The organism is Halopiger xanaduensis SH-6, assembly GCF_000217715.1.
GTDB classification, from domain to species: domain Archaea; phylum Halobacteriota; class Halobacteria; order Halobacteriales; family Natrialbaceae; genus Halopiger; species Halopiger xanaduensis.
Genome location: NC_015666.1, coordinates 1,833,942 through 1,854,294, shown reverse-complemented (window position 1 = coordinate 1,854,294; position 20,353 = coordinate 1,833,942). Strand labels below are relative to the sequence as shown.

Below are 20,353 nucleotides of genomic sequence, written 5' to 3'. Positions count from 1 at the left end.
ATAATTAATGGGGGAAGATCAGTCCCCGGCGACCTGTTCCTTGATGTCGTCGACGACCTCGGGATTGCGGAGCGTCGAGGTGTTACCGAGTTCGTTGCCGCTCGCGATGTCCTCGAGCAGGCGGCGCATGATCTTGCCCGAGCGCGTCTTCGGCAGTTCCGGCGTGAAGATCACTTCCTCGGGTCGGGCGATCGGGCCGATCGCATCGACGACGCCCTCAACGACCTGTTCCTCGAGGTCCTCGTTCGGTTCGTAGCCGTCCTCGGGGATGGCGTAGACGTACACCGCCTCGCCCTTGACGTCGTGGTCGCCGCCGACGACGGCGGCTTCCGCGACGCCCTCGACGCCGACGACAGCAGATTCGATCTCCATCGTCCCCAGCCGGTGGCCGGAGACGTTGATCACGTCGTCGACGCGGCCGAGGATGGTGATGTAGCCGTCGTCGTCGATCTTCGCCCCGTCCTCGGGGAAGTAGACCCACTCGTCGGCGTCCGCGTCGGAGTACTCGTCCCAGTACTCGTTGATGAACCGCTCGTCGTTCTTGTACAGCGTCCGGAGCATGCCGGGCCACGGGTTGTTGACCGTCACGTAGCCGGCCTTGCCGGCGTCGACTTCGTCACCCTCGGCGTCCACCACCTGTGCGTCGATGCCCGGCAGCGGAGGCCCGGCGGAGCCGGGTTTCATGGTATTGATCGCCGGCAGCGTCGTGATCATCATGCCGCCGGTCTCGGTCTGCCACCAGGTGTCGACGATCGGACACTCCTCGTTGCCGATGTGTTTGTAGTACCACTTCCACGCCCGCGGGTTGATCGGCTCTCCCACGGTTCCCAGCAGCCGCAGCGAGGACAGGTCGTGCTGGTCGGGGTACTGCTGGCCCCATTTCATGAACGCCCGGATCGCCGTCGGCGCCGTGTAGAACACGTCCACACGGTTCTTCTCGACGATATCCCACAGCCGATCCTTCTCGGGGTAATCGGGCGTCCCCTCGTACATCACGGTCGTCGTGCCCAGCGCGAGCGGGCCGTAGACGATGTACGAGTGACCCGTGATCCACCCGATGTCCGCCGAACACCAGTAGGTGTCCTCGGGTTTGATGTCGAGCACCGAGTGGCTGGTCCACGCCGTATATGCGAGGTAGCCTCCGGTCGTGTGCTTGACGCCCTTCGGCTGGCCCGTCGTCCCCGAGGTGTACATGAGGAACAGCATATCCTCCGCATCTCGGGAGACGGGTTCGACCGACGCGCCCTCGTGTTCCGCGACGAGTTCGTCGTAGTCGTGCTGGTTGTCGCCCAGCGAGTGGTTGAGCGCGTCGCCCAGCCGGTCGACGACCACGACGTCGGAAACCTCGTGCTCGACGTCCTCGAGGCCCTCGTTGGCCTTCGAGATGTGGTCGAGGGCGTCACCGCGGCGGTAGTAGCCGTCGCAGGTGACCAGGTACTCGCTGTCCGCGGAGTTCATCCGCGTCGCGAGCGCGTCCGCGGAGAAGCCGGCGAAGACGACGCTGTGGGGCGCGCCGATGCGAGCGCAGGCGAGCATCGCGACCGGCAGCTCCGGGATCATCGGCATGTAGAGGGTGACGACGTCGTCCTCCTCGACGCCGAGATCCCGCAGCGTCGCGGCGAACGCTTCGACCTCGTTCAGCAGTTCGCCGTACGTGTAGGTGCGAGTCTCCCCCAGTTCGCCCTCCCACTTGATCGCCGCGCGGTTCTTGGCGCCGTCCTCTACGTGGCGATCGAGGCAGTTGTACGACGCGTTCAACTCCCCACCGGTGAACCATTCGTAGAACGGCGCGTCGCCGTCCTCGAGGACGGTGTCGTACTCCTCCTCCCAGGAGAGCAGATCGGCCGCGCGCTCCCAACACTCCGGCCAGTTCTCCTCGAACTCCTCGTAGATCGACGGATCCGACACGTTCGCCTGCTCGACGAACGACTCGGGAGGGTCGAACGCCTCTTGCTCCTCGAGTCGCGCCTCGAGACTGACTTCCTCCTGTGACATGGTACAACACAATCAATGCACAACCATGATACTAAAAGGAGCCTCTAGTTGTACAAAATCGATCGCTGGACTGAGCGACCCTGAACGGTTATTCCACCACATCAATGCGTGAAACAATCGATCGAAGTGATACGATCGACCGGATCGGCGAGCGACGGACACGGCACGGTAGCGCAATTCGAGGCCGTTACCCCGGTACGCGTCGACGATTCGACGCCCACCCTAGAGAGTTAGTATTAGATTATAGATAGTAGGGGCATTCTAGGTGCGTAGAGTCGGCCGCTCGCGACGGCCACCGAGCCGGTTTCCGGGTCGTCACTCGGCGTCGGCCTCCGCACTCGCCCGGTCGTCCGTCCGGCGATGTCCCTCCGACGGATCGTCGAAGAACGTCCGCAGCAGTTCGTGCTGGGCCTTCCGGAGGTGGTTGTGCAGCGTCGGCGAGGAGACGCCCATCGCGTCGGCGATCTCCTCGGCCGTGCTCTCGCGGGGCCAGTCGTAGTAGCCGCCGAAGTACGCCGCCCGCAGCGTCGCCTCCTGGCGGTCGGTCAGGCGATCCTCGAGTCCCTCCCGGAACTGCCGGGCCGTCTGGACCGTCCGTTCGGCCTCGCGCTTGCCGATGAGTTCGCTGTCCGGGTACGCTGCTCGGAGGCCGTCCATGATCGTCCGGAGGTCGGCGTCGGCCGCGCACTCGCCGGTGATCGTCGCCGTCCCGTCCTCGACGACCGCCTCGCGGACGGTCACGCCGTACTCGGTGAGCGTCAGCGTCGGCGCCGAGCCTTCGACGACGAACTCGAGGCGGCCGCCGTCGGCCTCGGTTTCGACCAGCCGCCAGTCCGTGATTCCGGGATCGGCCTCGGCGAGTTCGAAGACGTCGGCGGGTGAGGCCCCCTCGAGGTCCAGATAGTAGAGGTGCGTCGACTCCGAGACGGGGACGAGCGAGTCGAGTTCGAACCGGCAGCCGAGTTGCTTCGAGGCGTCGACGAAGAAGGAACGGTCGTCCCGGCAGGCGATCTCGAGTTCGACGACCCGATCGGACAGCAGCAGGTTCCGGCGCCGAACGGCGGTGATAACGTAGCCGACCAGTCGGCCGATCGTCTCGAGCCACGCGCGCTCCGAATCGTCGAACGCGCCCGGACGCTCGGTCGCGACCGCGAGCGTCCCGTAGACGGTGTCGCCGTACGCGAGCGGCACGCGGGCGATCGCCCCGTCGAACGACGTCCCGTCGACGTCCGCCTCGACGTCGGTTTCGACCGTCACCGCGGCTGCGGCGCCGTCGTTCGCCGCGGAGCGGGCCGGTTCGCCGTCCGCCCCCTCCGCCGAGGCCGAGTCCGACGGCGCGTTCGCATCGAGCGTCGGGGGTTCGATCGACGGATCGGCATCGGTCCCCTCGCCGGTCGCCGGTCGCTGGCGCCGCTCCTCCGGGTGCAGTCGGTCGACGTCGCCGGGGTCGATACCGCTCGAGACGCGCCACTCCCGCGGTCGGTCTCGAGCGTGAGGCCGATCGCCGACCGTCGGTCGGTCGATCCAGGCGAACGCGTAGGCGGGGCCGTCGACCAGCGTCTCGCAGGTCGTCGTCTCGACCGTCTCGTGGTCGGTCGCGTCCAGCAGGGCGCGCGTCAGCTCGCGGTGGCGGCGGGCGATCGCCGCGCGGCGCTCGAGGCCGTCCCGCTCCGAGCGGATCGACTCGAGTTCCTCCTGGTAGGCCGAGATATCCCGCAGGAAGACCGCGAACCCTCGGTGACGACCCCGATCGTCTCGAAGCGGCGAGATCACCTCGGTCGCGCGAAACCGTGTCCCGTCCTTGTGGACCCGCCAGCCGTCATCCTCGTAGCCCGACTCCTCGAGGGCCGCTGACAGCACCTGCTCGGGCGCGCCCTCCTCGACCGCCTCGTCGGGATAGAACGTCGAGACGTGGGTGCCGACGATCTCGCCGGCCCGGTAGCCGAACATCGCGGCGGCGCTGCGGTTCCAGCGCTCGACGTAGCCGTCCTCGTCGAGGCGAACGAGCGCGTACCGGTCGCTCGCGGCCAGCAGCAGCCGTATCACGCTGTCGTCGCCGATCACGGGACCGGCGCCGGACTCGGTGCGGCCGTCGCGGGGCCCGGACGGCCGTTCGACGGTCTCGAAGGCGTCGACGAGCTCCGCCTCCGTCGGCTCGGCGAGGTACGGCTCGAGCGCCTCGAAGCTCCGCCAGCCGCCGGCGGCCTTGACGGCGCGTGGGTTGACGTCGTGGTCGACCAGCGCGCGCCGCGCGAAGTAGCGCCGGAGGTCGCTCGAGGAGACGTCCTTGAGTGCGGGATCGTCGACCGTGTCGCTCGCCCGGTCGGCGACCTCCGAGACGAGCATCTGGAGGCGTCGCGGCGTCACCGAAAAGATCCGATCGTCGGTCGAGAGCCCGTTACTCCGCGCGTACCGCCGAAGCTCCCGTTCGACGTGGGTCGGCAGGTAGGCGGCGCGGCGGTCGCGGTCGTCGATCGCGGGTACGCGTACGAGATACCGCGGCGGGTCGATCCGCACCTGCTCGACGTCGTCGACCGTCAGTTGCGCTAACTCGGCGGGCCGGAGACCGACGTCGCCGCAGAGCCGAACGACGAGCGCCTCCCGGTACGTTTCGGCGGCGTCGAGCAGCGCCTCGTACTGCCGTCGGGAAAGCACCGGCGAGCCGGCCTCCAACTGACTCATATTTCGCTATTTCCGGCGTCGCGAACATAATTGTGTCGTCTCTCATCGCCGTTCTCGAGCGCTTCTCACGAAAATCGCGATCGTACCGCCCGATTCGATTTCGCTTCCGTAGAATCTGCGAAACGATATCTACTCGGTCCCGCTCTCGGCCTGGATTTCGCCGACGATCTCCGGGTTCCGGAGCGAACTCGTGTCGCCGAGATCCTCCCCGTTCGCGATGTCCTCGAGCAGTCGCCGCATGATCTTGCCCGACCGGGTCTTGGGCAGTTCCGGCGTGAAGACGATCTCGCTCGGCTTCGCGATCGGGCCGATCGTCGACTCGATGCTGTCGACGATCCGCTGTCGAATCGTCGCGTCCGGGTCGTGGCCGCCCGCCGTGCTCACGTAGGCGTAGATCTCGGTGCCGGTCGCCTCGCTCGAGCGGCCGACGACGGCGGCTTCGGCGACGCCGTCGACGTCGGTGATCGCGCTCTCGATCTCCATCGTGCTCAGGCGCCGTCCGGAGACGTTGATCACGTCGTCGATGCGGCCGAGCACCGTGACGTAGCCGTCCTCGTCGATCGCCGCGGCGTCGCCGCTGAAGTAGACCCACTCGTCGCGGTCGGGATCGGAGAACCGGTCCCAGTACTCCGAGCGGAAGCGGTCGTCGCCGTCGTACAGCGTCCGCGCCATGCCCGGCCACGGGCGGCCGATGGTGAGGTAGCCGGCCTGGCCGGGTTCGACGGGGTCGCCCGCTTCGTCGACGACCGCGACGTCGATCCCCGGAAGTCCGGGGCCGGCCGCGCCGGGTTTCATCTCGTCGATCCCGGGCAGCGTCGAGACGATCACCGCCCCGGTCTCGGTCTGCCACCAGGTGTCGACGACCGGACAGTCGCCGCGGCCGATGTGCTCGCGGTACCAGTTCCACGGGCGGGGGCTGATCGGCTCGCCCACGGACCCGAGCAGTCGCAGCGAGGACAGATCGTGCCGGTCGGGGTAGTCCGACCCCCACTTCATGAACGCGCGGATCGCCGTCGGCGCCGTGTAGAAGACGTCGACCGCGTTCCGGTCGACGATCTCCCAGAGTCGATCCCGGTCGGGATAGTCCGGCGTTCCCTCGTACATCACCGCCGTCGTGCCCAGTGCCAGCGGCCCGTAGACGATGTAGGAGTGGCCCGTGATCCAGCCGATATCGGCCGCACACCAGTAGGTGTCCTCGGGCGTGATGTCGAGGACGGCGTGGCTCGTCCACGCGACGTGCGCGAGGTACCCGCCGGTCGCGTGGACGACGCCCTTCGGTTCGCCCGTCGTGCCCGACGTGTACATCAGGAACAGCATGTCCTCGGCGTCTCGAGAGACGGGGTCGACGGTTTCGCCGGCGTACTCCCGGCAGAGGTCGTGATAGTCCCGCTCGTCGTCGCCGAGTACGTGGGGCAGATCGTCCCCGAGGCGATCGACGACGACGGTCTCGACGTCCTGCTCGACCGAGAGCCGGGCGTTGTCGGCCTTGCTCTTTTGGTTGAAGGCGTCGCCGCGGCGGTAGTAACCGTCGCAGGTGATCAGGTACTCGCTCTCGGCGGCGTCCATCCGCGTCGCCAGCGCGTCGGCCGAGAGCCCCGCGAATACGACGCTGTGGGGCGCGCCGATTCGGGCGCAGGCCAACATCGCGATCGGCAGCGCGGGGATCATCGGCAGGTAGATCGTCACCACGTCGTCCTCCTCGACGCCCAGCCCGCGCAGCGCCGCCGCGAACTCGTTGACCTCGACGTACAGGTCCCGGTAGGTGTAGGTCTCGTGCTCGCCGTGTTTCCCCTCCCAGCGGATCGCGACGTGGTTCTTCCGCCCCGCCTCGAGGTGGCGGTCGACGCAGTTGTAGGCGGCGTTCAGTTTCCCGCCGCCGAACCACTCGTAGAAGGGCGCGTTCTCGTCGTTCAGAACGGTATCGTACGGCTCGTCCCACGAGAGGAGGTCGGCCGCCCGCTCCCAGCAGTCCGGCCAGTCCCGCTCGAACGTCTCGTAGATCTCCTCGTCCGTGACGTTCGCCTGCCGGGCGAACCAGTCGGGAGGGCTCCGAGGCGACCCGGTCGGGACGGGCCGATCCCGTCCCCACCCGTTCCGATCGACCATGTTTCGAACCGAAGTCGGTCAGCGGAATAAACGTTCCTCCGAATCGATTTGATATCGCGGTGACACTGCGGCCGGCGCCGGCCCGCCCGGTCGGCTCAGTCGAACCGGAGGAACTGCCGATCGTCCCCGCGGCCGTCGCCCGACGGATACATGACGACGACGTTTCCGTCGATCGTCTGCGCGAGGTCGGCGGGCAGCGTCTCCAGTTCGGAGTGCCAGCCCGTCGCGCCGCGGCGCGCGCTCACCAGGACGGCGAGATCCGTCTCGCCGACGGTTCGAAGCCGGTCGCGAGCGCCGGGCCAGCCGTCCGCGCCGTCGACGGTCACGGGGACGTCCGGATCGACCAGTTCGAAGAGTCGCTCGTACCGGTCGGCCGTCCGCCCGACGGCGACCGCGCGGATCGACGCGTCGATCCCGTCCGCGAGGTGCGCGAGCGTACGGACCGTCCCGTAGAACCCCTCGTTGCGGTCGATCCCCGGCGGCAGGACCGCGACGATCTCGTCGGTCGTGTTGAGCGGCTGCGAGAGGCGCGCGACCAGCACCTGCTGGCTCGTCCGCCCGAGGAGGCGATCGATCACGGTGCCGAACGTTCGACGCGGCGAGGGGCTGCCGTCCCAGCCGACGAGCAGCGTCGTGATCCGATTCTCGACGGCGGCGCGACTGATTCCGTCGGCGACGTCGTCGTCGATCCGGGTCTCGAGTTCGATCGGGACCTCGGCGCCGGCGGTGTAGGCCTCGGTTTCGGCGAACGACGCCTCGATCTCGGCGATTTCGGCCTCCGTCCGGCGCGCGGGCTCGCCGGGATCCGGGCGGGCGACGGTCGCTGCATAGAGCGGTTGGGCCGCCTCGGGCTCGCGGACGGCCACGGCGAGGTCCACCAGCCGCTGGCGGTTCGGGGTGCGATCCGACGGTCCCGGAAACGCGAGCATGAGCCGCTGGGGCGCCGTCGCCGGATCGTACTCGGCGCGGTCCGAAACGAGCGCTCGCCCGTAGCGGTCGACGACCGCGGGGCTGAAGACGCTGACGACGAGGATCATCACCACGACGGCGTTGACCATCGCCTCGTCGAGCAGTCCCGTTTCGAAGCCGATCAGGACGATCGCCAGCGCCGCCGCGGCCTGCCCGACCGAGAGGCCGAACATGACCATCGTCTCGTCGTGCGTGTAGCCGTAGCGTTCGGCCGTCAGCCACGCCGCGGCGTACTTCGTCGTCGTCACCAGCGCGAGGAAGGCGACGGCGATCGTCACCGTTTCGAGGCCCGCGGTCAGGACCCGCACGTCGACGAGCATCCCGACCGACAGCAGGAAGAAGGGGATGAACAGTGCGTTTCCGACGAACTCGATCCGGTTCATCAGCGGGCCGCTCTCGGGGACCAGCCGGTTGAGCGCGAGGCCCGCGAGGAACGCGCCGATAATCCCCTCGACGCCGGCGGCCGCGGCGCTCGAGGCGGCGGCGAACAGCACGACCATCACGAACAGGAACTCGAAGTAGCTCTCCTGCTCGACCGTCCGGAAGAACCACCGGCCGAGCCGCGGAACGAGCAGCCAGACGCCCGCGAAAAACAGCGCGAGCTTGCCGGTCAGCTCGAGCCAGAACAGCGGGCCGATCGCGCCCCGTTCGGCGGCGACGACGACCGCGAGCACGAGCAAGGCGAGCGTGTCGGTGACGATCGTCCCGCCGATCGTCGCGGTCACGCTCTCGACCCTCGCGATGCCGAGCCGACTGACGATCGGATAGGCCAGCAGGGTGTGCGAGGAGAAGATCGCGGCGAACAGCGACGCGGCGCCGAGCGACAGGTCGAGCGCGGCGACCCCGACGAGGGTGCCGACCGCCTGCGGGACGACGAACGAGAGCAGCCCGAAGACGACGCTCCGGTCCTTGTACGCGATAAACTGCGAGAGGTTGATCTCGAGGCCGGCGACGAACATCAGGTAGACGATCCCCACCTCGCCCAGCAGCACGATCGTCTCGTCGCGCTCGAGCAGGCCGGCGCCGTTGGGTCCGATCGCCGCGCCGACGACGATGATGCCGACGATCCCCGGGAGCCGGTAGCGCTGGAGGACCAGCGGCGCGGTCAGGAAGACGAGCATCGCCAGCCCGAAGATGAGGATCGGATCGCGGACGGGCACAGCACCGGGGGTCGAAGCGGCAAGCGACGACAGCGTCGGTAGCGATAGCAGTAGCATCACCCGCTCCCCATCGGAGTATCCTGTCGATCCGACCGGCAGTTCGAACGCGGCCGTTCCGGTCCCGTCGACGTCGGACGACGCGGAACGACTCGGCGTCCGCGCCGGTCGCGGCCGTTCGTTTCCGATCCGCGACGAGCGGCCCGATTACTAAGCGCCGCCTACGGCGGTCGCTTTATCCGTCGGTCCGCTCGCGTGCCGCCGCGAGAGCGGCCGGCACTCGAGGAGACCGCCCTTACACCGACGTCGAGTCGATGTCGGAGACGTCGGCCTCGTCGACGCCTTCGCCCGGCCGGCGAACGACGTAGACGTCGTACCGCTGGTCGCTCGCGACGGGGCTCCCGACGCTCGACTGCGGCGCGATCACGGAGCCGGCGTTCTCCGAGCCGATGAACACCACGCTCGCCTCGATCTCGGCCGCGACGCGGCGGATCTCCCGAACCACGTTCGTCGTCGACGTCGCCGTCGGCTCGTCGGAACTCACCCGCTCCGTGTGGAACGTCGCCTCGGGCGCGACGTCCATCACTCGCTCCCGGATCCCCGCTTCGATCGCGTCGGGAGCGAACGGTTCTCCCTCCGTGATCCAGCCGCGATCCCTGGCGTACTCCGGATCGTCCGGAATCACCGTCAGCACGACTACCTCCTCCTCGAGCGCCTCGCCGAACGTCGTGGCTCGCTCGAGGGCGTCGGTCGCGAGCCGCGACGCGTCGAACGGGACGAGCAGTGACATACGTCGGTCTCCGACGACCGCGGAGGTAAATGTTCGGCCGCGTTCGACGGCCCGTCCCCGCTCTCGAGGCACTCCTGCCGGCGATACGGCGTCACCCGCTGCGAGGTCCGCGACGCCGACGGTGATGGTCGGCGCGATTCTCGGTCTGTTCGTCGCCGCGTTCGGCTCCCCGGCGTCTTCGGCACCGCCGCGGCGATCGCCGTCTCACCGCCGGTTCGCTCGGCGGCGCGCTCTTCCGTCGGCGCTGACCGCTCTCGAGTTCGATTTGTCGCACTCCGCGTGGCCGTCCCACGACTCGACGGCGTGCGTCCCGCCTCAGCGGTGAAAATTGGGTTATTTACGCGCGAGCGTGGGCGTGATCGGGCGCGTCAGCCTTGCTGTTCGCGTAGGCGTTGTAGGCCGAAAGGGCTGCTACGAGCAGTCCGCCCCCGGCGGTGGTCATCGCGAGTTCGCTGCTGCCCATCTCGATAACCGCCGGCGAGACGAGCGCCCAGAGCCCGAGTACCGCGGCCAGCGAGGCGACGCCGACGCTCGCCAGCCGGTCCTTCGACAGCCGGTAGAAGTTGTAGCCGGCGAGCAGGAAGATGCCCGTCCCCGTGAGGGTGTCGTTCCAGGTCGCCGTATCCGTCGACTCGAATATGAACGGGTAGGCGACCAGCCCCAGTCCCGCCAGGGCGACGATCGCGCTCACCCACTGCATCGTGTCCGTATTGAGGGTATTACGGTGACGGTCAGTCTCGGCGGTGCGGTTCGCTTCCGGATCGGTCGGTGTTTCACTCATAGTTGCCTCCACGCGAGGAGAGTCGCCCGCCAAGTAAAGGGAACGAGGCTGCACTCGCCGGGAATCGGCCTCGAGGCGTTCGCGTCGGTCGATTAGTTCGTCACCCGCCTGCACCGCGAATTCCACGACAAAGTCCGAACAGGGCTCGAGCGTCGTGCGGGACCGGATTCGAACTACGCGAAGGCGTGCTCGCATCGCTGCGCGCGTCTTCTCTCGTTCGAATCCGGCCCGATGCAGAACCTGCGGCTCGCGGGATTGCTCGCCGCAGAACCATGCGCGGGACCGGATTCGAACCGGCGGACCCCTACGGGACAGCGTCCTAAGCGCTGCGCCGTTGGCCTAGCTTGGCTACCCGCGCTCACACACGGCTTTTGCCGACCCGAGTAAGAAGCTGTCGATCCGCGAGACCGCTGCACTACTGATGTTTCACCGGCTCTTCCGGGGACCAGTCGGGCGGAACGATGAACGTGACGTGCTCCGGATCGCGAAGCTGGTGCAGCTCCGCAGCCTGTTCGGCCAGCGAGCGGTCGCGGTACGGCATCTCGAGGCCGCACCCGGTACAGACGAGTTTGCAGGTTGGTTCCTTCATAGCGTGTGGCGAACAGGCCCGACGGAGCCGGGCGTCGGCGGTAGACGGCGGTTCGGTCCTGTCGGGCTTTAGTAGTCGTCTCCTAGTGAAACGAAGGAAGAACGGCCGATTCACCGACTCGTTACTAGCTGAACGTTGGCGGGAGTAGCACCGTCTTGCGGCGACATGGAACGATTTCGGGGGGAAACGGACGACGTTATTTCCCGGTGGATTGATTCGGCCATTCTGCGGCGAAAGGACGGCTCTGGTCGCCGTTTCACCGGGGTTACCGGGTCCTTCTCGCGGCGTTACTCCGTGACTCCTCACGGAGAATCGCCAGTTGCGACCGGACGCCCGGTAAAAGCGGTCTTTACGACGAACAGTACGCGATCGTTTGATGGGCGATTGATGGAACGGCTGTGCCGGCGAGTCGGTGCCGAAATTGTCGGTGGCGATACGAGCTTGCGACGTCGCGGCGACGAGCGCGATCCTGTCACGATCGAAGCGGCCGACTCGAGACCCACACCGCGGACTTATGCCGGTGGGGACGGTACCGCGTCGTATGCACAGCGCCCGGGATCGGATCGAGTACGAACCGTGGCTCGAGGAACTCGAGCAGGTCGCCGAGCGGCTGGAGCTGTCGACCGAGGCGCGGTCGTGTGCGGTCGATCTCTTTCTCGCGGACGTGCCCGACGACGACCGCTCCAAACGCGCGATGCTGGCCGCGAGCGTCTACGCCGGCTCGCTCGTCGCCGGCGACGGTCGAACGCAGGGCGCGGTCGCCGACGCCGCGGACGTCTCCCGGCTGTCCATTCAACAACACTGGAAGGGTCGACTCGAGACGGCGGGCCTCGAGCCGCCGGGCTGGTGACCGGTCGGACCCGAGGGAGAGAAAGCGCAGTTCGGGAGCCGAATCTAATCGAGCTTCATAACCGTTTCCCCGGTAACGCCGTGTAGGCATCGAGTAGTGACGCCGTTTCGCTCGTAATCACCGGATTCGATGACAGAAGAGCGATCCGGGACTCCGGACGAATCAGTTGGTAGCGTGTGGATCGTTCGCGAACGTTCGATATCGATGGAACTGTGCCTTGCCCCCGAGCGCCGTTAGAGCCCGAGTTCCTCGAGCAGCGTCTGCGCCGCCGCGCTCGAGGATTCGGGGCCGCGGGCGGTGAGCAGGTCGCCGTCGACGGTGACGCTCGTATCCTGCTCGAGTTCGGCGTCCCAGTTGCCGCCGGCGGCTTCGACCTCGTCTTCGACCCAGTAGGGAAGCTTTCGCCCGCTGGGCATCAGGTCGTTCTCGTCGACGATGCCTTCCTCCCACTCGTTGGGGAAGCCGGTCACGTCGCGGCCGTTGACGAGGAACGCGCCGTGGCTGTCGCGGGTGAACGCGAGGATGCCGACGGCGTGGCAGACGACCAGCGCCTTGCCGTCGTCGCCCTCGACGGCGTCCCGCAGGAGTCGCCGCGCGTCGTGGTCCTGGTTGACGTCCCACTCGGTGCCGTGGCCGCCGGGGAAGACGACGACGTCGTACCCCTCGGCGTCGGCCTGCGCGGTCGGGATCGGATCGTTCAGGCGCTCGTCGGTCTCGTGGACCTCCTGGATGTGCTCGGCGGTCTCCTCGCCGACCTCCTCGGGATCGATCGAGCGCTCGTCGATCTTCGGCGGGTTGCCCGACGGCGTGGCGACCGTGATCTCGACGCCCGCCGCCGAGAGCGTCTCGAGCGGTTCGACGCATTCCTCTCCCCAGTACCCCTCTTCGCTGACGACGAACAGTGCGTCAGTCATGCGTGTTCGGCCCTAGGGGAAGCAGCCTAAAAACGTCCAGCCCACCCCTCGATTCTGCCGCAATCCGGGCGGATAACCTGTTCGAGACGGTGATCGTCAGGGCGATCGCGAACAGTCTTTTTCGCCGCTGCCCGCGTAGGGACGCTAAGTGCTACCATGCCAGATCGATCGGACCCTTTCGACAGCATCACGGAACTGTTCGAGCGACTCTCCCGGCAACTCGAGACGGCCGCGCGCTCGTGGGAGACTGAGATGGACGTCCGGGACGGAGGTCGAAGCCGGTTCGACTTCTCGATGACGCAGTCGTCGCCGAGCCTCGACCTCGCCGACGAGGGCAGCGAGTTCGTCGTCACCGTCGACGTTCCCGGCTACGACACCGAGGACCTCGAGATCCGCCTCTCCGGCGAGACGTTATCGATCAGAGGCGAACGCGAGCACGAAGCGGAACAGGGCGGGGCCGACGAACAGTACATCCGCCGCGAACGGGCGGTACAGTCGTTCAACCGACAGCTACAGCTTCCCGACCCCGTCGAGGTCGACGACGTCAGCGCGACGGTCAACAACGGCATTCTGACGGTCCGACTGCCGAAGCGCGAGCCCTCGGACGAGTCGACGTCGATCGACATCGACTAATTGCTCTCATCCGTCACCGTCGAGATTCAGCGCGTCGAAGAACCGCCGGGTCAGCCGTCCGCCGATAAACTCGAGTAACTCCTCGTCGTCGCCGGCCTCGTCGGCGAACAGCCCCAACTGGATTCGGCCGCCGGCCATGTCGTGGTGGCCGCCGACCGCGCCGAGCCCGTCGAACCCGTCCTCGAGCGTCTCGCCCATGTGGACGCGCGGATCGATCGAGCGGCCGCTCAGCCGGATCGCGTCGTCGACGATGCCGTAGACGAGCACCGTATCCACGCCCTCGAGATTGAGCAGGTAGTCCGCCGCCTGCGGGAGCGCGTCGGTCTCGGCCGTCTTGCCGACGCTCGCCACGAGCGACGATCCCCGCCGTTCGCGGGTCGCGATCGCTCGCCCGATGGCGTCGATCGTCCCCGGCGAGAACGCGCTGCCGTACAGCTGCTCGAGCGTCTCGAGATCCGCGTTCGGGTAGACGGCGAGCGCGGCCTCGTACTCGCGGCGGGTCGGCTCGCGGACGAAGTCCAGGCGCTCGCGGTGGAGGGCGAACAGCAGCGCGGAGGCGAGTCGCGTCGTGGGTTCGACGCCGAGTTCCCCCAGGTATTCGACGAAGATCGTCGCGGTCGCGCCGTACCGCGTCCGGACGTCGGTAAAGCGGGCGTCTCCCGGATCGCCCGGGTGGTGATCGACGACGATGTCCGGCGTGATGTCGTCGGAAAGCTGCGTGTTCGCCCCGGGTCGCGCGTGATCGACGAAGCCGATGCAGCCGTAGTCGTCGATCGCCGCGTCCTCGACCGGCTCCAGGGAGATGTCGAGCATGTTGACGAACGCGCGATTCTGCTGGTGGGAGATCTCGCCGCCGTAGACGATCGTCACGTCGTCGACGTCCTGTTTTACGGCGATGGCCTCGAGCGCGAGCGCGCTAGCGAGGCAGTCCGGATCGGGATTGTCGTGACAAACGATCGCCAGCGAGTCGGCCGTCTCGAGGACGGACGCGAGCTCGGCCGCACGGGACATACCCGGTGTACGACGACGAGACGCTTGAATCCCGCGTCGCCTCTCAGGGAGGCGATACGACGACCGCCGCGACGGCAACAGGAGTGGCTCCGCTGTGCTCGGACGATCGTCGTATCGATTTATATATCATTTCGGAACATCTTCGGCGGCGTTCTCAGCGGGAGGTAACGGGGCTGAACCCCTCAAGAACGCTTCTCACGCCGGAGAAACGCGCGTCCCGATTCAATAGTCAAACCAATCGAGGATTCGATGGCAGACGATGACCCGACGTACCCAACCCCGATCCCGACGACGGTTCCTGCAAACGGCCGGTTCGGCGACGGCGCTGGCGGTCGCCGGCTGTCTCGGTTCCGGTTCGGACGGCGACGGTGACGACCGATCGACGAGCGACGACACCGAAACCGCAACCGAGGCGAGTTCGACGGCGGCGGCGAGCATCGACGTCGACCGGATCGCCCGCGATCCGACCGATATCCCGGCCCCGGTCGACTGGGCGAAGCCCCGCGAGCACGACATCACGATCGAAACTGAGCGGCTGACCGCGGAAATCGAACCCGGCGTCACGTTCGACTACATGACCTTCGAGGGGCAGGTCCCCGGGCCGATGGTCCGGGTCCGTCAGGGCGACCGGGTGAACCTCACCTTCGACGTTCCCGATGAGATAAATCTCGAGGCCCACAACATGGACTTCCACGCGGTCTACGGCCCCGGCGGCGGCGCCGACGCGACGACGATCGCCCCCGGCGACGATCCGGCGCAGATCAGCTTCACCGCCGAGTACGCCGGCGTGTTCATCTACCACTGCGCGATCCCGAACATGGACCAGCACATCAGTTCTGGCATGTTCGGCTCGATCCTCGTCGAGCCCGAAGACGGGCTCCCCGAAGTCGACCGCGAGTACTACCTGGGACAGCACGAGATCTACACCGACGGCGGCCTCGGCGAGGAAGGGCACCACGGCTTCGACTTCGACGCCATGCTCGCCGAACAGCCGACCTACGTCGTCTTCAACGGCCAGGCCTACGGCTTCACCGAAGACGGCGTCGGCCCGATGCACGCCGAAGTCGGCGAGACCGCCCGCGTTTACTTCGCCAACGGCGGCCCGAACCTTCTGAGTTCGTGGCACCCGATCGGCAACGTCTGGAGCCGCTTCTACCGCGACGGCGACCTCCTGACCGAGCCCGATCGCAACATCGAAACCGCGCCCGTCGCACCCGGAACGACCGCCGCGGCCGAGATGGAGTTCCCCGTGCCCGGGCCGGTCAAAATCGTCGACCACGCGCTCACGCGAGCGGGGCGGCGCGGGGCGCTGGCCGTCATCGACGTCGAGGGCGAGGAACAGCCCGAGGTCTACGATCCGAATCCGTGACGGGGCGCTCCGAGTCCGCGACGAGACTCCGTCAAAAACCGTCGTACGGCGGGTGAACGACACCCGTTTCCAGCGCGGTCGGAACGATGCGAGCCGAAAAGCGACGTCACGGCCAAGTCTCCGGTAGGCGAGCGAGCCCGATGGCCAACCACGACCACGATCACAGTCAACGCGGTGGATTCCAATGAACGACGACACCGGCGGCGACCGCATCCGCGTCACAGTGGCGATCACGGACGACGACTCCATCGAGCGGCTCGTCGAATGCGTGGACGACGTTCTGGACGCCCGCGTCGTCGAGGACGCCGAATCGAATCCGAACCGTCGGCCGCCGGTGCTTCGAATCGACGTCGGCGAGGTGACGCCGAAACAGTGGGAAGCCCTCGAGTTAGCCGGCGAGTTGGGCTACTTCGACCGTCCGCGGCGAGTCGACCTCGAGACGCTCGCGACGGTGCTTTCGATCTCGAAATCGGCCGTCTCACAGCGGCTCCGGGCGGCCGAATCGACGCTTATCCAGGCGGTTGTCGAGGCGGCTCGCGAGTCGGCCGCGGACTCGAGCTCGGGTTCGGGTTCAGGTTCGGGTTCGGGTTCGGACGCCGAACCGGGGGCAACCGGCACCGACCGCGAACCGGTCGCCGAACCAGATCCGGGGGAGCGGTAGCCGCCGACCGATCTTCGATTATTCTCCGGTCAGCGCCTCGCTCGCCGGCGCGAACTCGATCTCGGTGCCGACGCCCTCCTCGAGCGCCCGCTCGTAGAGCAGGTGCGCGCCGGCGACCGTCTCGATCCCCGTGCCGCCGCTGTCGAACACCGTGATCTCATCGTCGCTCGTCCGGCCGGGCGCCTCGCCCGCGACGATCTCGCCCAGTTCCGCGTGGACGTGGTCTTCGGTGACGACGCCGTCCTCGAGGGCCGCGATGAAGGAGCCGGCGTCGAACGTCGCTCGCTCGCGGAGGTCCGGCACGTAGGTCGCGCGCTCGATCGTCGTCGTATCCAGTTCGCGCTTCTCGGGGTTGTACTGCCCCATCGCCGTCACGTGCGTTCCGGGCTCGAGAGCCGCCCCGTCGAACACCGGCTCGCTCGCGGTCGTCGCCGTGACGACGACGTCCGCGCCGGTGACGGCCGCCTCGCTCGAGTCGACCGCCCGGACGTCAGCCTCGAGTCGGTCGTCGAAGTCGGCGGCGAACGCCTCGCGGCTTTCGGGCGTCGGCGAGTAGACGCGGACGTCGGTAAACTCCCGCACCGTCGCCGTCGCCCAGAGTTGGCCGCGAGCCTGCGCGCCGGTGCCGATGATCCCGAGGGTGTCGGTGTCCTCGCGAGCGAGCGCGTCGACGCCGACGGCGCCGGCCGCGCCGGTTTTGAACGGGTTCATGCTCGCGCCGTCCAGCAGCGCGAGCGGTTCGCCGCTCTCGGCGTCGAACAGCGGCGTCATGAACCAGGCGTCTTCGGCCCCGAAGCCGGCGCTGTACATGTAGCCGCCCATCGCACCCGTGTCGGGGAGCACGGCGGCGTAGCTGGTGAGCATCCCGGCCGGCTCGCTCCGGAAGAACTTCGAGCGGGGCTGGGCGGGTGCGCCCTCGCCGCGTTGTCGGTAGCCGTCGCGGACGGCGTCGACATAGTCGGCTGGCGTCGCAAGTTCCGTTACGTCGCTACTGGTGAGAAATAGCGCGTCGGTCATCGGCGACACTAACGAACGCAATCAGGGAAAAGCTGACGACACCGGCCACTACGGATGGGGTCGAACGGGTGAGAACGAGGTGGGAACGAAGCGAGACGAACCGGAACGAAACGACGAGAAAATCGAGAAAGCGAGAGCGTGACTGGATTTAGTCCGCGTTGATCGGCGGCCGTGCGGACCGAGCCTCGTCGGCGCCGTCGGACGGCGTATTGACGAACATTGCATGGCCGATAATTCCCATCGAGACGAACGCGCCGATCGGTACCGCTGCCGTGAATGAGAGTCCCACGAGCGACAGGGCGGCGGTGATACCGAGCAGTGCGACTGGGATGAGGCCAAGAACAATGTCGTAGTATCCAGTCATAATCTATCCTATACTATGGCAAATAGGCATATAAGTGTTTCCCATAATCGGTCGATACCAGATCCGTTTCTAATTCGTATTCTACCCGCTAGATTCTCATAACTTATGAGATGGTTATCGAGTGACTGGACTGTGCTGGATTTTACAGCAAAATCGGGTTTCTGTATATAGTATAATATTTGTGAAACTACAGTATCCCCTCGGAATCGCGTGAAAGGAGCGACCTTGGAGAACGAAAGGTACGATACAGTCCACGAGAGTCGATAATTATTATTCGTGGCTGTAGTCCGGGGCGTTTACAGTTCGAAGCCGAGGACGATAGCAGAACTGACAGATCCCACGTTTGTCCGAAAAGTGAAAATCGAGATCGAACGCAATCGCATGGGGTGATACGGTCGATCCCCGCGGAGATGGCCGCTTATGGTCGGCCGCTCGAGTCGGCGAAAACCGCGTAGCCGACCCGCCAGCCGACGAGAACGAGCAGGCCGAAGCCGGTCATCACCAGCGGGAACGGCCACAGTGTGCTCTCGCCGAAGAGCCCGTTGCGCAGGATAAAGCCCACGTTCGCCGCTGCGATCCAGGTGACCGCCGTGGTGCGGGCCGTTCGCGGGACCGACGTCGCGACGGCGCCCGCGTTCGTGTAGAGTCCCGCGATCGCTGCGACGAGCAGCCAGCCGAGAACGAACGGCGCGACCGTCTCGAGGGCCGCGACGGGCTGTTCGATCGGCGTGACGCCGTGGCTGAGTTGGCCGACGAGGACGAGACCGGCGAGAAAGACGACGTCGCCGACGGCCAGCAACAGCGTCGTCCGATCGGCGGTGCCGCCCGCGCCCTCCGCTCGTACTCCCGTGTCCATATCGGAGGTCGGGACCGCGACCATATTGGTGTCCCGGTTCCGGAGCGTTTCGAGGGTCCACCCACCGATTACGGTCCGATCGAAACATGACAGCGGCAGAACTAAGACGGGACCGTCCAAATTACGCGCCCGATGGCCGCGGGTGAAACTGGCTGTGACGGGTGCGGTCGCTCGATCCCCTCCGAAGAGGCGGCGACGGTGGCGATGCCGAACGGCGAGCAGGTGACCTGCTGTCCGCAGTGTGCGCCGCACGCTCGAGCGGTGACCGACGCCGCCGCCGACGGCGAAGCGACGCTCGACCAGCGACGCGCCGCCTGCGACGGCTGTCGCGGGAGTTTCCTCGAGGCCGAACTCGAGGACGTCCGGCTGCCCGACGGGGCCGTTATCTCCTGCTGTCCGTCGTGTGCGGCGGAAGCGCCGTCCGGCGATTCCGAGACGGGGGAAACGGCCGGCGGCAACGGCAATAGTGCCAACGACAGGGCTGCCGGCGCTGCCACCGCTGACGCCGAGGCCGACGGCGGGCGGGTCGACGACGGTGACGACGAACCGGCTCGCTGTAGCCAGTGTACCGACCCGATCGCGACCGAACCGTTCCGCGTGACGACCGTCGACGGCCGGACCGAGCGACTGTGCCGAGCCTGCAAGGAGAACGCGGAGGCCGACGGTATCATCAAAGACGTCGAAATGCGCGCGTCACGAGCGCGGGACGTGCTCGGCGTCGAATCCGACGCCACCCTCGCCGAGATTCGGGCCGCGTACCACCAGCAGGTCAAGCGCGCCCATCCGGACCGAAAGAGCGGGAGCCGATCGGCGTTCCAACTCGTGACGGACGCCTACGAACGACTTCGCCGCGACGCGAGCGGTCAGTAGCGGTCGGTTCCCTCCCGTCGATTTCTCGTCTCGCAGCGAATCGCCTGCGTTACCGGCGCCCTTCCGACGACCTCGAGTTCGATCCGGCTTCGGATCCGCCCGTGGAGTCGGGCTCACCGCGCCCGACGAAGCCGATCGTCCCCGGATCGAAGTAGTAGCGCGAGCCGCACCCCTCGCAGTCCGCCGAGAGCCGGCGGCCGCGTCGGTGGAGCTTCCAGAGTTTCGACTGCTCGTGCTCGATTTCGAGGGTCACCGGCCGGTCGCAGTCGGAGACCGTACACGGAAACCGAACGTACCAGTTCGGCACGGACAGGGCGCCCAGCGGCGAGAGTTCGCGGCGGAGCTGGCAGAGCAACTCGAAGACGGTCGCGGGTAGATCGCTGCGATCGATCGTCACGCCGTCGACGTCGTCGATGTACCCGCCGTGGCGGACGTCGCGGTCGGACAGGGGCAACACCGGAATGCCCTTCGCCCGCGCGTAGCCGATCTCCTGATTGATCCACCGATCGGTCGCCGATCGCTCGGTCAGCACCGCGACGACGAGGTCGCTGTTCGCGATCCGTCCCGCGAGCCGCGTCCGGGCGCGACCGGAGTCGGCCTCCTCCGCGGCGATGTGAACCCCGATCGGGAAGTTCTCGACGGTCGAGAACAGCTCTCGGACGAGTTCGAGGTCGCCGGGTGCGTGCGAGACGTACAGCTGCTCCCGGGTCATCGTCTCCGAGACGCGCCGCAGTTAGCA

At 67.1% G+C, this 20,353-nt stretch carries 18 protein-coding genes and 1 tRNA gene; 5 read left to right on the top strand and 14 right to left on the bottom strand.

Annotated elements, in window-relative coordinates; all coding sequences use genetic code 11:
- Positions 1–18: 18 nt before the first annotated feature.
- The 8 genes from acs (HALXA_RS09050) to HALXA_RS22065 form a co-directional block, all read right to left on the bottom strand.
- A complete protein-coding gene (gene acs, locus HALXA_RS09050; RefSeq protein ID WP_013880036.1) occupies positions 19–1,995 on the bottom strand; it encodes an acetate--CoA ligase in 1,977 nt (658 codons plus the stop codon).
- 315 nt (positions 1,996–2,310) lie between these two features.
- Complete coding sequence (locus HALXA_RS09045; RefSeq protein WP_013880035.1) at positions 2,311–4,677, bottom strand: bacterio-opsin activator domain-containing protein; 2,367 nt, start codon at positions 4,675–4,677, stop codon at positions 2,311–2,313.
- 129 nt (positions 4,678–4,806) lie between these two features.
- Positions 4,807–6,783 (bottom strand): acetate--CoA ligase, encoded by a 1,977-nt coding sequence (gene acs, locus HALXA_RS09040; protein WP_013880034.1) that lies wholly within the window; start codon positions 6,781–6,783, stop codon positions 4,807–4,809.
- 95 nt (positions 6,784–6,878) lie between these two features.
- Entirely contained in the window at positions 6,879–8,969 is a 2,091-nt protein-coding gene (locus HALXA_RS09035; protein WP_013880033.1) for a cation:proton antiporter, read from the bottom strand.
- Positions 8,970–9,204: 235 nt separating this feature from the next.
- A complete protein-coding gene (locus tag HALXA_RS09030) occupies positions 9,205–9,699 on the bottom strand; it encodes a universal stress protein (RefSeq protein WP_013880032.1) in 495 nt (164 codons plus the stop codon).
- A gap of 337 nt (positions 9,700–10,036) precedes the next feature.
- The gene (locus HALXA_RS09025) at positions 10,037–10,480 is read right to left on the bottom strand and encodes an SPW repeat domain-containing protein (protein ID WP_013880031.1); all 444 of its coding nucleotides are present in this window, start codon (positions 10,478–10,480) and stop codon (positions 10,037–10,039) included.
- A 273-nt stretch (positions 10,481–10,753) separates the two neighbouring features.
- Positions 10,754–10,838 (bottom strand) — tRNA-Leu (locus HALXA_RS09020).
- A 57-nt stretch (positions 10,839–10,895) separates the two neighbouring features.
- A complete protein-coding gene (locus HALXA_RS22065; RefSeq protein WP_006674019.1) occupies positions 10,896–11,069 on the bottom strand; it encodes a hypothetical protein in 174 nt (57 codons plus the stop codon).
- A 541-nt stretch (positions 11,070–11,610) separates the two neighbouring features.
- Between HALXA_RS22065 and HALXA_RS09015 the strand changes: the two genes are divergently transcribed.
- Positions 11,611–11,919 carry a cyclin gene (locus HALXA_RS09015; protein ID WP_013880030.1) on the top strand — a complete coding sequence of 103 codons (309 nt, stop codon included), beginning with the start codon at positions 11,611–11,613 and terminating at the stop codon, positions 11,917–11,919.
- Between the two features lie 233 nt (positions 11,920–12,152).
- On the opposite strand, the gene HALXA_RS09010 is transcribed toward HALXA_RS09015, so the two are convergent.
- Complete coding sequence (locus HALXA_RS09010) at positions 12,153–12,833, bottom strand: type 1 glutamine amidotransferase domain-containing protein (RefSeq protein WP_013880029.1); 681 nt, start codon at positions 12,831–12,833, stop codon at positions 12,153–12,155.
- A 156-nt stretch (positions 12,834–12,989) separates the two neighbouring features.
- On the opposite strand from HALXA_RS09010, the gene HALXA_RS09005 reads away from it, so the two are divergent.
- Positions 12,990–13,466 carry an Hsp20/alpha crystallin family protein gene (locus tag HALXA_RS09005; RefSeq protein ID WP_013880028.1) on the top strand — a complete coding sequence of 159 codons (477 nt, stop codon included), beginning with the start codon at positions 12,990–12,992 and terminating at the stop codon, positions 13,464–13,466.
- Positions 13,467–13,472: 6 nt separating this feature from the next.
- Here the strand turns inward: HALXA_RS09005 and HALXA_RS09000 are convergent, their stop codons facing one another.
- Positions 13,473–14,477, bottom strand: coding sequence for a DHH family phosphoesterase (locus HALXA_RS09000; RefSeq protein ID WP_013880027.1), 1,005 nt, complete (start codon positions 14,475–14,477; stop codon positions 13,473–13,475).
- Positions 14,478–14,736: 259 nt separating this feature from the next.
- On the opposite strand from HALXA_RS09000, the gene nirK reads away from it, so the two are divergent.
- Entirely contained in the window at positions 14,737–15,846 is a 1,110-nt protein-coding gene (gene nirK / locus HALXA_RS08995; RefSeq protein WP_013880026.1) for a copper-containing nitrite reductase, read from the top strand.
- Between the two features lie 184 nt (positions 15,847–16,030).
- The gene (locus HALXA_RS08990) at positions 16,031–16,507 is read left to right on the top strand and encodes a helix-turn-helix domain-containing protein (RefSeq protein WP_013880025.1); all 477 of its coding nucleotides are present in this window, start codon (positions 16,031–16,033) and stop codon (positions 16,505–16,507) included.
- 18 nt (positions 16,508–16,525) lie between these two features.
- On the opposite strand, the gene HALXA_RS08985 is transcribed toward HALXA_RS08990, so the two are convergent.
- The 3 genes from HALXA_RS08985 to HALXA_RS08975 form a co-directional block, all read right to left on the bottom strand.
- Positions 16,526–17,524: an ornithine cyclodeaminase family protein gene (locus tag HALXA_RS08985; protein ID WP_013880024.1), complete on the bottom strand. Its 999-nt coding sequence runs from the start codon at positions 17,522–17,524 to the stop codon at positions 16,526–16,528.
- A gap of 148 nt (positions 17,525–17,672) precedes the next feature.
- Positions 17,673–17,888 carry a hypothetical protein gene (locus HALXA_RS08980; RefSeq protein WP_013880023.1) on the bottom strand — a complete coding sequence of 72 codons (216 nt, stop codon included), beginning with the start codon at positions 17,886–17,888 and terminating at the stop codon, positions 17,673–17,675.
- A 418-nt stretch (positions 17,889–18,306) separates the two neighbouring features.
- The gene (locus tag HALXA_RS08975; RefSeq protein WP_049895439.1) at positions 18,307–18,744 is read right to left on the bottom strand and encodes a DUF3054 domain-containing protein; all 438 of its coding nucleotides are present in this window, start codon (positions 18,742–18,744) and stop codon (positions 18,307–18,309) included.
- A 132-nt stretch (positions 18,745–18,876) separates the two neighbouring features.
- Here HALXA_RS08975 and HALXA_RS08970 point away from each other — a divergent pair, with 132 nt between their 5' ends.
- On the top strand, positions 18,877–19,614 hold the full coding sequence (locus HALXA_RS08970) for a J domain-containing protein (RefSeq protein ID WP_013880021.1): 738 nt from the start codon (positions 18,877–18,879) through the stop codon (positions 19,612–19,614).
- Positions 19,615–19,663: 49 nt separating this feature from the next.
- On the opposite strand, the gene HALXA_RS08965 is transcribed toward HALXA_RS08970, so the two are convergent.
- Positions 19,664–20,326 carry a toll/interleukin-1 receptor domain-containing protein gene (locus HALXA_RS08965; protein WP_013880020.1) on the bottom strand — a complete coding sequence of 221 codons (663 nt, stop codon included), beginning with the start codon at positions 20,324–20,326 and terminating at the stop codon, positions 19,664–19,666.
- Positions 20,327–20,353 lie beyond the last annotated feature (27 nt).

Coding starts and splice junctions, on each gene's coding strand:
- acs (WP_013880036.1), bottom strand. CDS start 1,995: ATGTCACAGGAGGAAGTCAGTCTCGAGGCGCGACTCGAGGAGCAAGAG.
- HALXA_RS09045 (WP_013880035.1), bottom strand. CDS start 4,677: ATGAGTCAGTTGGAGGCCGGCTCGCCGGTGCTTTCCCGACGGCAGTAC.
- acs (WP_013880034.1), bottom strand. CDS start 6,783: ATGGTCGATCGGAACGGGTGGGGACGGGATCGGCCCGTCCCGACCGGG.
- HALXA_RS09035 (WP_013880033.1), bottom strand. CDS start 8,969: ATGCTACTGCTATCGCTACCGACGCTGTCGTCGCTTGCCGCTTCGACC.
- HALXA_RS09030 (WP_013880032.1), bottom strand. CDS start 9,699: ATGTCACTGCTCGTCCCGTTCGACGCGTCGCGGCTCGCGACCGACGCC.
- HALXA_RS09025 (WP_013880031.1), bottom strand. CDS start 10,480: ATGAGTGAAACACCGACCGATCCGGAAGCGAACCGCACCGCCGAGACT.
- HALXA_RS22065 (WP_006674019.1), bottom strand. CDS start 11,069: ATGAAGGAACCAACCTGCAAACTCGTCTGTACCGGGTGCGGCCTCGAG.
- HALXA_RS09015 (WP_013880030.1), top strand. CDS start 11,611: ATGCACAGCGCCCGGGATCGGATCGAGTACGAACCGTGGCTCGAGGAA.
- HALXA_RS09010 (WP_013880029.1), bottom strand. CDS start 12,833: ATGACTGACGCACTGTTCGTCGTCAGCGAAGAGGGGTACTGGGGAGAG.
- HALXA_RS09005 (WP_013880028.1), top strand. CDS start 12,990: ATGCCAGATCGATCGGACCCTTTCGACAGCATCACGGAACTGTTCGAG.
- HALXA_RS09000 (WP_013880027.1), bottom strand. CDS start 14,477: ATGTCCCGTGCGGCCGAGCTCGCGTCCGTCCTCGAGACGGCCGACTCG.
- nirK (WP_013880026.1), top strand. CDS start 14,737: ATGACCCGACGTACCCAACCCCGATCCCGACGACGGTTCCTGCAAACG.
- HALXA_RS08990 (WP_013880025.1), top strand. CDS start 16,031: ATGAACGACGACACCGGCGGCGACCGCATCCGCGTCACAGTGGCGATC.
- HALXA_RS08985 (WP_013880024.1), bottom strand. CDS start 17,524: ATGACCGACGCGCTATTTCTCACCAGTAGCGACGTAACGGAACTTGCG.
- HALXA_RS08980 (WP_013880023.1), bottom strand. CDS start 17,888: ATGACTGGATACTACGACATTGTTCTTGGCCTCATCCCAGTCGCACTG.
- HALXA_RS08975 (WP_049895439.1), bottom strand. CDS start 18,744: ATGGACACGGGAGTACGAGCGGAGGGCGCGGGCGGCACCGCCGATCGG.
- HALXA_RS08970 (WP_013880021.1), top strand. CDS start 18,877: ATGGCCGCGGGTGAAACTGGCTGTGACGGGTGCGGTCGCTCGATCCCC.
- HALXA_RS08965 (WP_013880020.1), bottom strand. CDS start 20,326: ATGACCCGGGAGCAGCTGTACGTCTCGCACGCACCCGGCGACCTCGAA.